Annotated in this window: 15 protein-coding genes; 9 read left to right on the top strand and 6 right to left on the bottom strand. The window is 73.2% G+C overall.

What is annotated here, in order from left to right; genetic code table 11:
- The first annotated feature begins 167 nt into the window (after nt 1-167).
- Nucleotides 168-386 carry a helix-turn-helix domain-containing protein gene (locus QF034_RS08790; protein ID WP_010037790.1) on the top strand — a complete coding sequence of 73 codons (219 nt, stop codon included), beginning with the start codon at nt 168-170 and terminating at the stop codon, nt 384-386.
- A 106-nt stretch (nt 387-492) separates the two neighbouring features.
- Nucleotides 493-1,296 (top strand): enoyl-CoA hydratase/isomerase family protein, encoded by an 804-nt coding sequence (locus QF034_RS08785; RefSeq protein WP_307174392.1) that lies wholly within the window; start codon nt 493-495, stop codon nt 1,294-1,296.
- Nucleotides 1,297-1,851: 555 nt separating this feature from the next.
- Here the strand turns inward: QF034_RS08785 and QF034_RS08780 are convergent.
- A complete protein-coding gene (locus QF034_RS08780) occupies nt 1,852-2,568 on the bottom strand; it encodes a nucleopolyhedrovirus P10 family protein (protein ID WP_307174391.1) in 717 nt (238 codons plus the stop codon).
- 83 nt (nt 2,569-2,651) lie between these two features.
- On the opposite strand from QF034_RS08780, the gene QF034_RS08775 reads away from it, so the two are divergent.
- The 5 genes from QF034_RS08775 to amaP are packed head-to-tail and all read left to right on the top strand — an operon-like array spanning nt 2,652 to nt 5,018.
- Nucleotides 2,652-3,125: an Asp23/Gls24 family envelope stress response protein gene (locus tag QF034_RS08775; protein WP_306968164.1), complete on the top strand. Its 474-nt coding sequence runs from the start codon at nt 2,652-2,654 to the stop codon at nt 3,123-3,125.
- A 48-nt stretch (nt 3,126-3,173) separates the two neighbouring features.
- The gene (locus QF034_RS08770) at nt 3,174-3,356 is read left to right on the top strand and encodes a hypothetical protein (RefSeq protein ID WP_086561224.1); all 183 of its coding nucleotides are present in this window, start codon (nt 3,174-3,176) and stop codon (nt 3,354-3,356) included.
- Nucleotides 3,353-3,736 (top strand): hypothetical protein, encoded by a 384-nt coding sequence (locus tag QF034_RS08765; RefSeq protein WP_307174390.1) that lies wholly within the window; start codon nt 3,353-3,355, stop codon nt 3,734-3,736. Before QF034_RS08770 ends, QF034_RS08765 begins: the two co-directional genes overlap by 4 nt.
- Complete coding sequence (locus QF034_RS08760) at nt 3,733-4,434, top strand: DUF6286 domain-containing protein (RefSeq protein ID WP_307174389.1); 702 nt, start codon at nt 3,733-3,735, stop codon at nt 4,432-4,434. Before QF034_RS08765 ends, QF034_RS08760 begins: the two co-directional genes overlap by 4 nt.
- Nucleotides 4,435-4,439: 5 nt before the next feature.
- Entirely contained in the window at nt 4,440-5,018 is a 579-nt protein-coding gene (amaP, locus tag QF034_RS08755; protein ID WP_370880775.1) for an alkaline shock response membrane anchor protein AmaP, read from the top strand.
- Between the two features lie 21 nt (nt 5,019-5,039).
- On the opposite strand, the gene QF034_RS08750 is transcribed toward amaP, so the two are convergent.
- From QF034_RS08750 to QF034_RS08730, 5 genes are read right to left on the bottom strand one after another with little or no spacing between them, the layout of a single operon-like run.
- Complete coding sequence (locus QF034_RS08750; protein WP_307174387.1) at nt 5,040-5,795, bottom strand: SDR family oxidoreductase; 756 nt, start codon at nt 5,793-5,795, stop codon at nt 5,040-5,042.
- A 5-nt stretch (nt 5,796-5,800) separates the two neighbouring features.
- Complete coding sequence (locus tag QF034_RS08745; protein WP_307174386.1) at nt 5,801-7,594, bottom strand: glycoside hydrolase family 15 protein; 1,794 nt, start codon at nt 7,592-7,594, stop codon at nt 5,801-5,803.
- 33 nt (nt 7,595-7,627) lie between these two features.
- Nucleotides 7,628-7,960, bottom strand: coding sequence for a hypothetical protein (locus QF034_RS08740; protein WP_307174385.1), 333 nt, complete (start codon nt 7,958-7,960; stop codon nt 7,628-7,630).
- Nucleotides 7,957-8,535, bottom strand: coding sequence for a sigma-70 family RNA polymerase sigma factor (locus QF034_RS08735; protein WP_370880774.1), 579 nt, complete (start codon nt 8,533-8,535; stop codon nt 7,957-7,959). Before QF034_RS08735 ends, QF034_RS08740 begins: the two co-directional genes overlap by 4 nt.
- A complete protein-coding gene (locus QF034_RS08730; RefSeq protein WP_307174384.1) occupies nt 8,532-10,079 on the bottom strand; it encodes a sodium:solute symporter family protein in 1,548 nt (515 codons plus the stop codon). The genes QF034_RS08735 and QF034_RS08730 overlap by 4 nt, the downstream gene beginning before the upstream one ends.
- A 168-nt stretch (nt 10,080-10,247) precedes the next feature.
- Between QF034_RS08730 and QF034_RS08725 the strand changes: the two genes are divergently transcribed.
- The gene (locus tag QF034_RS08725) at nt 10,248-10,460 is read left to right on the top strand and encodes a DUF3311 domain-containing protein (protein ID WP_307174383.1); all 213 of its coding nucleotides are present in this window, start codon (nt 10,248-10,250) and stop codon (nt 10,458-10,460) included.
- A gap of 45 nt (nt 10,461-10,505) precedes the next feature.
- The gene (locus QF034_RS08720) at nt 10,506-12,665 is read left to right on the top strand and encodes a carbon starvation CstA family protein (RefSeq protein WP_307174382.1); all 2,160 of its coding nucleotides are present in this window, start codon (nt 10,506-10,508) and stop codon (nt 12,663-12,665) included.
- The last annotated feature ends 118 nt before the right edge of the window (nt 12,666-12,783 follow it).

The following is a 12,783-nucleotide window of genomic DNA, read 5'->3' as shown; positions in this document are numbered from 1 at the left end:
CCGTTCGGGCGTACGGACGCCACTCTTCGGAATTCTGTATTCCGTTTGTGGGGACGCGCTCCCGTCGTCACAACCTTGTCTCACGGACCTTGCCGAATGGGTGGCCATCAGGGCCCGGAGGGGTGATCATGAGGAGACCAGAGCGCACTTCCCATGAGGAGGCACGGGTGGCCGAGACTCTGAAGAAGGGCAGCCGGGTGACCGGCGCCGCGCGCGACAAGCTCGCGGCAGACCTGAAGAAGAAGTACGACGCCGGTGCGAGCATCCGGGCGTTGGCCGAGGAGACCGGCCGCTCGTATGGCTTCGTACACCGCATGCTCAGTGAGTCGGGTGTCACGCTGCGAGGGCGTGGCGGGGCGACCCGGGGCAAGAAGGCCACGGCCTGACCCCGGGTGGCCCCTCGGCTCCGATGGTGGCCACCCGGTCGGTCGGCTGATCGACCGGGTGGTTACTGTGCAGTCACTTAGCTGACCGCACACATCGGAGGCGTCCATGGCTTCGCCCGACAAGGACCTCGTTCCCGTACTCGACAAGGACGGCGTACGGCTCACCGTCGACGACGCGATCGCCACGGTGACGCTGACCAACCCGGCCAAGCGCAACGCGCAGAGCCCCGCTCTGTGGCGGGCGCTGACCGAGGCCGGCCGGCAGCTGCCGGGCTCCGTCCGCGTCGTGGTGCTGCGGGCCGAGGGCAAGTCCTTCTCGGCCGGTCTCGACCGGCAGGCGTTCACGCCCGAGGGCTTCGACGGGGAACCGTCGTTCATCGACCTCGCGCGTGGCAGCGACGCCGAGCTGGACGCGACCATCGCCGAGTACCAGGAGGCGTTCACCTGGTGGCGGCGCAGCGACATCGTCTCCGTCGCCGCTGTCCAGGGGCATGCCATCGGGGCGGGCTTCCAGCTCGCTCTTGCCTGCGACCTGCGCGTCGTCGCCGACGACGTGCAGTTCGCCATGCGCGAGACCAGCCTCGGACTCGTGCCCGACCTGACGGGGACGCATCCGCTGGTGGGACTCGTCGGATACGCCCGCGCGCTGGAGATCTGCGTGACCGGGCGCTTCGTCACGGCCGACGAGGCCGTGAACACCGGGCTGGCCAACGTGGCCGTGCCCGCCGACCAGCTCGACGACACGGTCCGCGACCTCGTCTCGGCCGTGCTCGCCGCGCCCCGCGACGCGGTCGTCGAGACCAAGGCACTGCTGCGCGGCGCCCAGGACCGCTCCTACGAGACCCAGCGCGCCGCGGAACGCCAGTCCCAGGCCCGCCGCCTGCGCGACCTCGCGGGCGTCGGCGACTGAGCCGACCGTAGTACGGCCGTCACCAGGGGGCCGCGACCGGTTGCACGACGCCTGCGCCGGCACCACGGCGGGCCCAACGCCACCTCGTGCCGCCGAGCGTGCGCATGCGCTGTTGGTGCGGATACCCAAGCTGTGGCGGTCCGCCCCCGGCGGGTGACCCACAGGGCGCGGTGCCCGCGCTGAGGCTGGGCCGCCGGGCGGGCGCAGCGGCACCCCATGCCGCGGGGTGGCGGGCGGCCCCGGTCTGCGCCCCAGGGCGGGCCCACCGCCGACCTGTGCGGCCGGGTGGCGGACGCCCCCGTGGCCTACGGCCTGTGCCCCACAGGGCGCGCCCGCCGTGCTGTCGCTGGGGTGGCACTGCAGGATGCGGCGGCAGCTCGTGTCGCCGGCCGGCGAATGCCCCATGGCGGGCCCAACACCACCCCGTGCCGCCGGTCGGCGGGCGCCCCCTTGCGGACGCCCCACGGCCGGTGCCCCACAGGGCGCGGTGTCCGTGCTGTCGCTGGGCCGGCGCGTGCGGGCTCAGTGCCCCCTCGTGCCGGCGGGGGCGCTCCCTCAGCCGATCCCGCTCACCAGGACCGCCACCGTCGGATGGTCCGGCAGGGTCGTTCGCACCGCGGTGCGGACCTGGCGTGCCACGTCACGGGCCCGGTGGTCCTCGCGTACCGCGACTTCCAGCCGGACGTGGCGGTGCGGCAGCGCGGTCTCGCCCGGGAGTTCCTCGATGTGCACGGGGTGGCCCAGCGCGCCGGTCAGCCGGAGCACGCCCGGGACCTTGAGCGCCGCGGCGGCGACGCGACCCTCGTCGTCGCCCCCGGCCTGCGCGGCGCGCGGCGGCTCGGGGAGCGGCGCGGCGGGCCCGGGCGGCTCCGCCTTCTCGTCCAGCAGGCCCGTCACGCGCAGATCCACGTCCGTCACCGTCAGACCGAGCCGCTGCGTCGCGGCCGCCGCCAGCGTCGCCCGCAGTAGGGACGCCGTCGTCGTCAGCGGCTGCGAGGCCGTGGCCGCGAACTCCGCCGTCACCCGCAGCGGACCGGGCGGCAGACCGCTCGGCGGGGCCGGCACGGCCGGTCTCCCGGTGTCCGCCGGATCGGCGAGCGCGACACGGAGCGCGTCGAGGCGCACGCCCGGCGCGTCCCCCGCCGCGCGCCGCAACACCGCCTCGGCCGCCCGCTCGGCGATCCAGGCGCCGTCCCGCGCATCACCCAGCGGCAGCAGCCTGCCGAGGCTCAGCTGATGTCTCACTGCCTGCGTCCACCCGTCGGCCGTCATTCCTCCAGCCTGCCGTATCAAAGGCGCGTATCCACGCAACCATGCTTACCGTTGTCGAAGGACGACGAAAAGGACACACGGCGATGACTGACATGACCGAGAACCGTGGCGGGGAGACCGAGACGTCGGCGGCGCGCAGGAGTCCGCTGACCAAGCGTGGCGGGGGAGACCCCGGCTCACGGGGGCGGACGACCATCGCGGACGGCGTCGTGGAGAAGATCGCCGGACTCGCCGCACGCGATGTCGACGGCGTGCACGCCATGGGCAGCGGCCTGTCCCGCACCTTCGGAGCCGTGCGCGACCGCGTGCCCGGCGGCGCGAAATCGGTGTCGCGCGGCGTGAAGGCCGAGGTCGGCGAGGTGCAGGCGGCCCTCGACCTGGAGATCGTGGTCGTCTACGGCGTGGCGATCGCCGATGTGGCCCGGGACGTACGGGAGAACGTCATCACCGCCGTCGAGCGGATGACGGGACTCGAGGTCGTCGAGGTCAACATCGCCGTGAGCGACGTGAAGCTGCCGGACGAGGAGGAAGAGGAACCGGAGCGCCGGATCCAGTGAGCCACCCGCCCCGCAGAGCGCAGCGACCGAGAAGCTGAGGAGCGCAGTATGAGCATGGCCGTCGCCGGCATGATCGCCGGCATGGCACTGGCATTCGCCGGGTATTTCGGCGGATTCGGCGCCTTCCTGCTGGTGGCGGCGCTGGGCGCCGTGGGCTTGGTCGTCGGCCGGTTCCTGGAGGGGGACATGGACTTCGGCGACTTCTTCCGTTCCCGTGAACGGCGGCGGTGACGGCCGTGAGCGCGGGGGCCGGTGAGCTCGACAGACCCCTGACCGTCGTCCCGCCCGGCGGGCGGGGCGCCACCCGGATCGCCGACCGGGTCGTCGCGAAGATCGCCTCGCAGGCGGCCCTCGAAGCCGTCGGAGCGCTGCCGCCCGACGCCGCCCGTCCGTCTGCCACCGTCGCCGTCCGCCACGACATCGCGCATGTGCGTGTCCACGTCGAACTCGACTACCCCAGCGACGTCGGCGCGCGCTGCCGCCAGGTGCGTCGCCGAGTCGTCGAGCGGGTAGGCGCGTTGGTGGGAATGCAGGTGCCGGAGGTCGTCGTCCAGGTGGAGCGGCTGCACCTGGCCGCCGGGCCCGGCGCGGTACAGGGGAGGACGCGATGAGCGAACCCCGGGCCACCGAACCGCCCGAGCCCGAGCCCGAGGGCACCACACAGCGGCTGCCCGTCCTCCAGAAGCCGGAGACCGGCACCGGACCCGACCGGTCCGCGCAGGCGGGCGGGGACGGAACGCCGCCCGTGTACGAGAGCGAGGGCGGCCGCGAAGGCCGCTTCTGGTCGCCACGCCGCGTCCCGGCGGGCATCGTCGCCCTGCTGCTCCTGGGACTGACCGGACTGTTCCTCTACGACATCGTGTCCGTGCGCGCCGACCGGCCCGGCATGAGCTGGCGCCGGGAGCTGGCCCGGCAGCTCGCCCAACGGCCCCTCGACGACACCTGGGTGCTCGTCGGGGCCGGGGTCGCCGCCGCCCTCGGGCTCTGGCTGCTGGTCCTGGCCGCCACGCCCGGCCTGCGGCACGTGCTCCCGATGCGGCGGACGCACGCCGACGTACGCGCCGGACTGGACCGGGACGCCGCCGCGACCGCGCTGCGCGACCGGGCCATGGCGGTGGCCGGTGTGCAGTCGGTACGGGTGCGGGTGCGCCGCAGGCGGGCGGCCGCCCGCGCCGTGTCGCACTTCCGTGAACTGGACGACGTACGAGCCGACTTGGACGCCGTGCTCACCGACGCGATCAGCGGACTGGGACTCTCCCGGCCGCCCTCGCTGTCGGTGCGCGTACGGCGGCCCGGCCGGAAGGAGTGACCGCGATGCTCAGGGTCGTCAACCGCGTGTTCCTGGGGCTCGTCGGCCTCGTCCTGCTGGTGCTGGGCGGCTCCGTGCTGGCCGTCGGCCTCGGCGCTCCGGCACCCTCGTGGTGGATCCACGACAGCCGCCACGACGTGCTGCTGAGCAACGCCGAACGCACTCGCTGGCGGGACGACGGCTGGTGGTGGCCGGTCGTCATCGCCGTACTCGCCGTGCTGTTGCTGCTCCTCCTGTGGTGGCTGGTCGCGGTGCTCCGCCGGCGCCGCCTCGCCGAGGTCCTCGTGGACACCGGCGACGGCGAGGGAGCCCTGCTGCGCGGCCGGGCCCTGGAGGACGCCCTCACCGAGGAGGCGGCACAGATCGACGGCGTCGACCGGGCCCGCGCCCGCCTGAGGGGCCGCCGCAGCGCCCCCGAGGCCCGCGTACGGCTCGCCCTGGAACCGCACGTGGACCCGGGCACGGCCCTGCACGACCTGACGACCGGCGCCCTGACCCACGCCAGAACAGCGGCGGGCCTCGCGTCACTGCCGGCGGAGGTACGCCTGCGGGGGGTCAAGCACGGTGCGGAGCGGGTGAGCTGACGGTCCCGACGCAAACGGCGCTCAGAATCCGTGCCGCGCCCCGCCGTCCACCGGCACCATGACCCCGGTCAGATAGGAAGCCGCGGGCGACAGCAGGAACGCAGCCACCCGCCCGAACTCCTCGGGCGCCCCGTACCGCCGCAACGGAATACGCGACTCCGACGCCGCCCTGGTCGCCTCGGGATCCGCCGACAACGCGTCCAGCTCGCGCACGCGGTCCGTGTCGATGCGCCCGGGAAGCACCCCGACCACCCGAACTCCCCGCGGACCCAGTTCGTCGGAGAGCGACTTGGCGAACCCGGCCAGCCCCGGTCGCAGCCCGTTCGAGATCATCAGCCCCGGAATCGGCTCGTACACCGACCCGGACAGCACGAACCCGATGACACCCCCGGACCTCAACTCGGCCGACGCGGCGCGAGCCAGCCGCACCGCACCCAGGAACACCGACTCGAACGCCGCCTGCCACTGCTCGTCCGTGTTGTCGGCGACGAACCCGGCCGGCGGCCCGCCCACGCTGACCAGGACACCGTCGAAGCGGCCGAAGTGCTCCCGCGCGGCCCCGATCAGCCGGGCCGGCGCGTCGGGATCGGCGTTGTCGACGGCCACCCCGACCGCGTTCGGGCCCAGCGCGGCCGCCGCGTCGGCGACGTTCTTCTCGTCCCGCCCCGAGACGACCACCTTCGCCCCGTCCGCGACGAGCTCGCGCGCGGCGGCGTTGCCGAGGCCCCGGGTGGCCCCGGTGACGATGTACACCCGGTCCTTCAGTCCAAGATCCATGGTCCCTATCCTGCCCCGTCCGCCCCGAACAGGGCGAGGGCGGTGTTCACCAGACCGATGTGGCTGAACGCCTGCGGGACGTTGCCGAGCTGCCGGCCGGTCACCGGGTCGAACTCCTCGGACAGCAGGCCGACATCGTTGGCGAGTCCCGCCAGCCGCTCGAACAGCTCCCGGGCCTCCTTCGTACGGCCCGTCATGTGCAGGGCGTCCGCGAGCCAGAACGAGCACACCAGGAAGGCGCCTTCGGAGCCGGGCAGTCCGTCGACGGCCGAGTCGTCCGCGCCGTCGGTGGTGTAGCGGCGCAGGAAGCCGCCGTGGTCCAGCTCCTCGCGGACCGCGTCGATGGTGCCGATCACCCGGGGGTCGTCGGGCGGCAGGAAACCGACGCGCGGGATGAGCAGCAGCGCGGCGTCCAGTTCGCGCGAGCCGTACGACTGCGTGAAGGTGTTGCGTGCGGGGTCGTAGCCCTTCTCGCACACCTCGCGGTGCACCTCCTCGCGCAGCGCGCGCCAGCCGTCCAGGTCGCCGTCCAGCTCCGGATGGTGCTCCAGGGTGCGTACGGCACGGTCGGCGGCGACCCACACCATCACCTTCGAGTGCACGAACTGGCGCCGGCTGCCGCGCACCTCCCACAGCCCCTCGTCCGGCTGCCGCCAGTGGGTGCGCAGGAAGTCCATCAGGGCCGTCTGCAGCGCCCACACGTCCGGCTGGGCGGACAGGCCCGATTCGCGGGCCAGCGACAGGGAGTCCATGACCTCGCCGTAGACGTCCAGCTGGAGCTGGTTCACGGCGTCGTTCCCGACGCGTACGGGGGCGGACCCGGCGAAGCCGGACAGCCACGGCAGCTCGAACTCGGGCAGCCGTCGCTCGCCCGCCACGCCGTACATGATCTGGAGGTCCGCCGGGTCGCCGGCGACCGCGCGCAGCAGCCAGTTCCGCCAGGCCTCGGCCTCCTCCTGATAACCCACCGCCAGCAGCGCGCCCAGGGTGAGGGTGGAGTCGCGCAGCCAGCAGTAGCGGTAGTCCCAGTTGCGCACCCCGCCCGGCTCCTCGGGCAGTGAGGTGGTCGCGGCGGCGACGATGCCGCCGGTCGGGGCGTAGGTGAGCGCCTTGAGGGTGATCAGGGAGCGGACGACGGCGTCCCGGTACGGTCCGTCGTAGCGGCAGCGCGACACCCAGGCCCGCCAGTCCTCCACGCTGTGGCGCAGCGACTCGTACGGGTCGACGAGCGGCGGGCGCTCCACGTGGGAGGGGTGCCAGGTGAGGACGAACGCGACCTTCTCCCCCTTGCGGACCGTGAACTCCGCGTGCGTCCCGAAGTCCTCGCCCCAGCTGGGCACCTCCGGCTCGCTGCGCAGCCAGGCCGAGTCCGGTCCGGCGACGGCGACGCGGTGGCCGTCGGCCCGGCGTACCCAGGGGATGATCGAGCCGTAGTCGAAGCGCAGCTTGAGGACGCTGTGGAGCGTCACCTCGCCGTCCAGGCCCTCGACGACGCGTACGAGGTCGGGGGCCTGGTCGCGCTGCGGCATCAGGTCGGTGACGCGGACCTTCCCGTGCGCCGTCTCCCACTCGGTGTCCAGGACGAGGGTGTCGCGGCGGTAGGCGCGCCGGGCGCACCGGTCCGCCCCCACGGGGGCGATGCGCCAGAAGCCGTTGTCCTCGTCGCCGAGCAGCTTGGCGAAGCAGGCGGCCGAGTCGAAGCGGGGCAGGCACAGCCAGTCCACGGATCCGTCCGTGCCGACCAGGGCGGCGGTCTGTTCGTCGCCGATGAGCGCGTAGTCCTCGATGCTCGGGTCCACGCAGTGCGGGTTCCCGGCAAGTCGGCGCGGCAATCAGGGCGAGGGCCGGGGGAGTGACGGGCCGTCGGCGACCGGGGCGCGCGTGCCCGAGAAGATCACCCCCGGGTCCGACGGGGCCTGGTTGAGCACCCAGAGGCCGATCAGGGTGGCCAGCGTGAAGACGACGGCGATCAGCACGGCGAGCACGAGCCGCCGCCGGCGCTCGCGCCGCAGCCACTCACCGCGTGCCGTGCGGTACGCGTCGGGGTCGGGAAGCACCCCGCCCGCCAGCGCCCTGAGCGCCTCGCGGAGCTCCTCCTCGGTGCGGCCGTGACCGGCCCGGTCGGGACTGGTGCCATGCGACGGAGTCGCGTCTCGATGCGTCATCGCCGGGCCTCCATCGCCTGGGTCAGGGCGGCGATGCCGCGTGCCGTGTGCGTCTTGACCGAACCGCCGGATATGCCCATCGCGGCGGCTATCTCGCTCTCCTTGAGGCCGAGCCAGTGCCGCAGCACCAGCGCCTCGCGCTGCCGGGGCGGCAGCTGCTGGAGCGCGTCGACCAGCACGCGCTGGTCGTCCCGCAGCAGCGCGGCGTGCTCGGCGGAGGCGACCGTGTCGTCCGGCGGGTGCTCCTCGTGTCTGCGGGCGACTTGAAGGTGCCGGATCCGCATCCGCGTCAGATTGCAGACGGTGGAGCGCAGATACGCCTCCGCCGCGGCCGCGTCCCGCAGCCGCCGCCACTTGCGGTAGATCTGGTAGTACGCCTCGGCCACCACGTTCTCCGGGTCGTCGGCGCCGAGCAGGACGGCGAGGCGCAGCATCGAGGAGTAGTGCAGCTCGAAGAGGCGGGCGACACCGGCCTCGCGCTCCAGGTCGGCGGAGTCGCCGGCCGGGGGAGCGAGGGGCTCGGCCGGTTCCGGTGCCGGCACCGGTGGCAGCGTGGGGTTCTGTCTGCGTCTCACGGGGTGTTCGCTCCCGTCTCCGGGCGTCGCCGGACGGTCAGGCGGGACGGCAGGCCGGTCGTGTCGGCGCCGCGCGGGACACCGAGGCGGGTCAGCACCGCGGTGCCGGTCACCGCGACGGCCAGATTGAGCAGCAGGGCGGCGAGCCCGGCGTAGATCTCCAGCGGCCGGGCGCCGGTGCCGAGCGGCACGATCGAGGAGAACCCCTCGCGCACCACCAGGTAGGTCCCCGACGCCATGCCCACGGCCCACCCGGCGAGCAGCGCCCGCGGGTGCGGCCACCGGGTGAACAGCCCGACGGCGACGGCCGGGAAGATCTGCAGGATCCACACGCCGCCGAGCAGCTGGAGGTTGACGGCGTCCTGGTCGCGCAGTCCGAACACGAACGCCACGGCCCCCACCTTCGCGGTGAGCGACACCGCCTTGGCGATCCGCACCTGCCGCTTCGGCGTGGCCGTCGGATGGACGTACTCGACGTACACGTTCCGGACGAAACTCGTGGCCGCGGCGATCGACATCACCGCTGCCGGGACGAGTGCCCCCACGGTGATCGCGGCGAACACCAGGCCGGCCAGCGGCGCCGGCATCAGCCGGTCCACCAGCATCGGCACGGCCGCCTCGGCACCGCCGCGCGGCGCCCGCACCCCTGCCGCGAGGGCGGCGATGCCGAGGAACCCGAACAGCGCGAGCAGCCCGGTCCAGGCGGGCAGCGCCACCGAGACCTTGCGCAGGGTGCGGGGGCCGTCGGCGGCGAAACCGGCGGTGAGCACGTGCGGGTACATCAGCAGGGCGAGGGCGGAGCCGAGTGCGAGCGTGGCGTAGGCCGGCTGCTGCGCGGGGGACAGGAGTAGCGCCGGGCCGCCCAGCCGCCGCGCCGCGCCGTCGAAGACCGGGCCCGGGCCGCCCAGCCGGGCGAGGACCAGCCAGGTCACCGCGGTGAGCGAGACGAACACCGCCACCGCCTTCAGCGCGGAGATCACCGTGGGCGCCCGCAGCCCGTGCCGGTACGTGGCCACCGCGAGCCCCGCGAACAGCGCGACCAGCACCAGGTCCCCGGCAGCGCCCCGCGGGTACACGCCCCCGGCCGTCAGGACCGCCCTGATGCCCAGCAGTTGCAGGGCCAGGTACGGCATCGTGGCGAGGATCCCGGTCAGTGCCACCACCAGGGCCAGCGGCGGCGACCCGTACCGGCCGCGCACGAAGTCGGCGGCGGTGATGTAGCCGTGCCGCCGGGCCACGCTCCACAGCCGGCTCAGCAGCACGAAGGCGAGCGGGCAGACGATCACCGTGTAGGGCACGGCGAAGAAGGCGGGCGCGCCGTTGCCGTAGGCCAGGCCGGGTACCGCGGTGAAGGTGTAGGCGGTGAAGATCGTGCCGCCCAGCAGCAGCCAGGTCCAGCCGGGGCCGAGGGAGCGGTCGGCCAGGGCCCAGCCCTCCAGGGAGGGCAGCCGGTCGACCGGGCGCAGCCGCCGCGCGGTGACGGCGAGCAGCGACGCCCCGCCGATCACGGCGAGGAACGTCGCGGTCATGGCGCCGTCAGCCATGGGTCACCGTCCTTGGTGTGCCTGTGCCCTCGGGCGAGAGTTGCGCGGACGGCCCGTCCGGAGGACAGGAAACCGGCGGGAAATCTTTCTCGAATGCCGTGTCCACCACTTCCGGCGAGTGCGCAACTCTTGCACAGACCGACAGCGAGCGGGAGAGGAGCACAGGTCATGGCACGCACCGGGCACCCCCGGCTACGGCGCGTCGCCGTCGCCCTGCTGCTGCTCGCACCCGCGGCCGCGTTGCTGTGGGTCCCGCTGTACGCCGGTGCCGGTCCGCGGCTCGCGGGGACGCCGTTCTTCTACTGGTACCAGCTCGCGTGGGTACCGGGCTGCGGCCTGTGCCTGCTCGCCGCGTACGCGCTGACGGACCGACACCGCTGATCCGCAACCCCCCGTTGTGCACACCCGTCGAGGTGAGGAGCCGCCATGCCCGCATCAGCCCTGCCCGAATCCGGACCAGAGGTGCCGGAATCCGGACCAGAAGTGCCGGAGAAGTCCAGAACACGGCAGATCCTGCTCTGGGCCGCCGTCTCCCTGCTCGGCGCGGTCGCCTGGGGCGTCCTCGCCCTGGCCCGCGGCGAGCGGATCTCCGCGGTCTGGCTGGTGATCGCCGCGCTCGGGTCGTACGCCATCGCCTACCGCTTCTACTCCCGGTTCATCGCCCGCCGGGTCCTGGAGCCGGACGACCGCCGGGCCACCCCCGCCGAACGCCTCGAGGACGGCGTCGACTACCACCCCACCGACCGCCGGGTCCTGCTCGGGCACCACTTCGCCGCCATCGCCGGCGCCGGGCCCCTGGTCGGGCCGGTGCTCGCGGCCCAGATGGGCTATCTGCCGGGGACCCTGTGGATCGTGGCGGGGGTGATCTTCGCGGGCGCGGTGCAGGACATGGTCGTGCTGTTCCTGTCGATGCGACGGGACGGCACGTCGCTCGGGCAGATGGCCCGCGACGAGATCGGCCGGGCCGGCGGTGCCGCCGCGCTGATCGCCGTGTTCGCCATCATGATCATCCTGTTGGGAGTCCTGGCGCTGGTCGTCGTCAACGCCCTCGCCCACAGCCCCTGGGGCACCTTCTCCGTCGCGATGACCATCCCCATCGCCCTGTTCATGGGCTTCTGGCTGCACGTCATCCGCCCGGGCCGGGTCGTCGAGACCAGCCTGATCGGCGTGGCCCTGCTGCTGCTCGCCATCGTCGGCGGCAGCTGGATCCAGGAGTCCTCACTGGCCTCCGCCTTCACGCTCAGTCCCACGACCCTGGTCTTCTGCCTCGTCGGCTACGGCTTCGTCGCCTCCGTCCTGCCGGTGTGGATGCTGCTGGCGCCGCGCGACTACCTCTCCACCTTCATGAAGATCGGCACCATCGCCCTGCTCGCGGTCGGCGTGGTCGTCGCGGCGCCGGTCCTGCGCACGGACGCGGTGAGCGACTTCGCCTCGTCGGGTGCCGGGCCCGTCTTCGCCGGGGCGCTGTTTCCCTTCCTCTTCATCACCATCGCCTGCGGCGCGCTGTCCGGCTTCCACGCGCTGGTCTCCTCCGGGACCACCCCCAAGCTGATCCGGAAGGAGTCCCAGGTCCGGATGATCGGCTACGGCGCCATGCTGATGGAGTCGTTCGTCGCGATCATGGCGCTGATCGCCGCGGCGACCCTGGAACCGGGCCTCTACTACGCCATGAACGCCCCGGCGGCCCTCCTCGGCACGACGGCCGAGTCGGCCTCCCACGCCGTCGCCGGCCTCGGCTTCACCGTCACCCCCGACCAGCTCACCCAGGCCGCCAAGGCCGTGGAGGAACAGACGCTGATCGCCCGCTCCGGAGGGGCCCCGACCCTGGCCGTCGGTATGTCGGAGATCTTCTCCGGGGTCTTCGGCGGCGCCGGGATGAAGGCCTTCTGGTACCACTTCGCCATCATGTTCGAGGCGTTGTTCATCCTGACGACGGTGGACGCGGGCACCCGGGTCGGCCGTTTCATGCTCCAGGACATGCTCGGCAACGTGTGGAAGCCGGTCGGCCGGGTCAACTGGAAGCCGGGCATCTGGCTGTGCAGCGCCCTGGTCGTGGCGGCCTGGGGTTACTTCCTCTACACCGGCGCCACCGACCCGCTCGGCGGGATCAACCAGCTCTTCCCGCTCTTCGGCATCGCGAACCAGCTCCTCGCCGCGATCGCCCTCGCCGTCTGCACCACGATCCTGATCAAGTCCGGCCGGCTGCGCTGGGCCTGGGTCACGGGCATCCCGCTCGCCTGGGTCGTCGCGATCACCTTCACCGCGGGCTGGCAGAAGATCTTCTCCGCCGACCCGAAGATCGGCTTCTTCGCCCAGCGCGCGCGGTACGCCGACGCCCTCGACGCCGGTCAGGTCCTGCCGCCCGCCAAGAACCTCGGCGACATGCACACCGTCGTCACCAACTCCACGATCGACGGTGTGCTGATCGCCCTGTTCCTGCTGCTGGTCGCCGTGGTGATCGGCAACGCCGCGGTGGTCTGCGTGCGGGCGATACGGGCCCCGGGCTCGACTCCGGTCACCGAGGCGCCGTACGTCGTATCCCGCCTCGACGTGCCGGACGAGCCGCTGGCGGGAGCCCGTACGTGAGGGCGGTGCGCTGGGCGCGGGCGGTGCGCTGGTACGTGCGGGAACTTGCGGAGGTCCTGAACCGGTCGCACCGGGAGGAGTGCCGGCAGGGGCGCTGCTGCTGACGCGGCCGGGGGCG

Source organism: Streptomyces africanus, from assembly GCF_030816955.1.
Classification (GTDB): Bacteria; Actinomycetota; Actinomycetes; order Streptomycetales; family Streptomycetaceae; genus Streptomyces; species Streptomyces africanus.
This window is presented reverse-complemented; position numbering and strand designations above follow the sequence as displayed.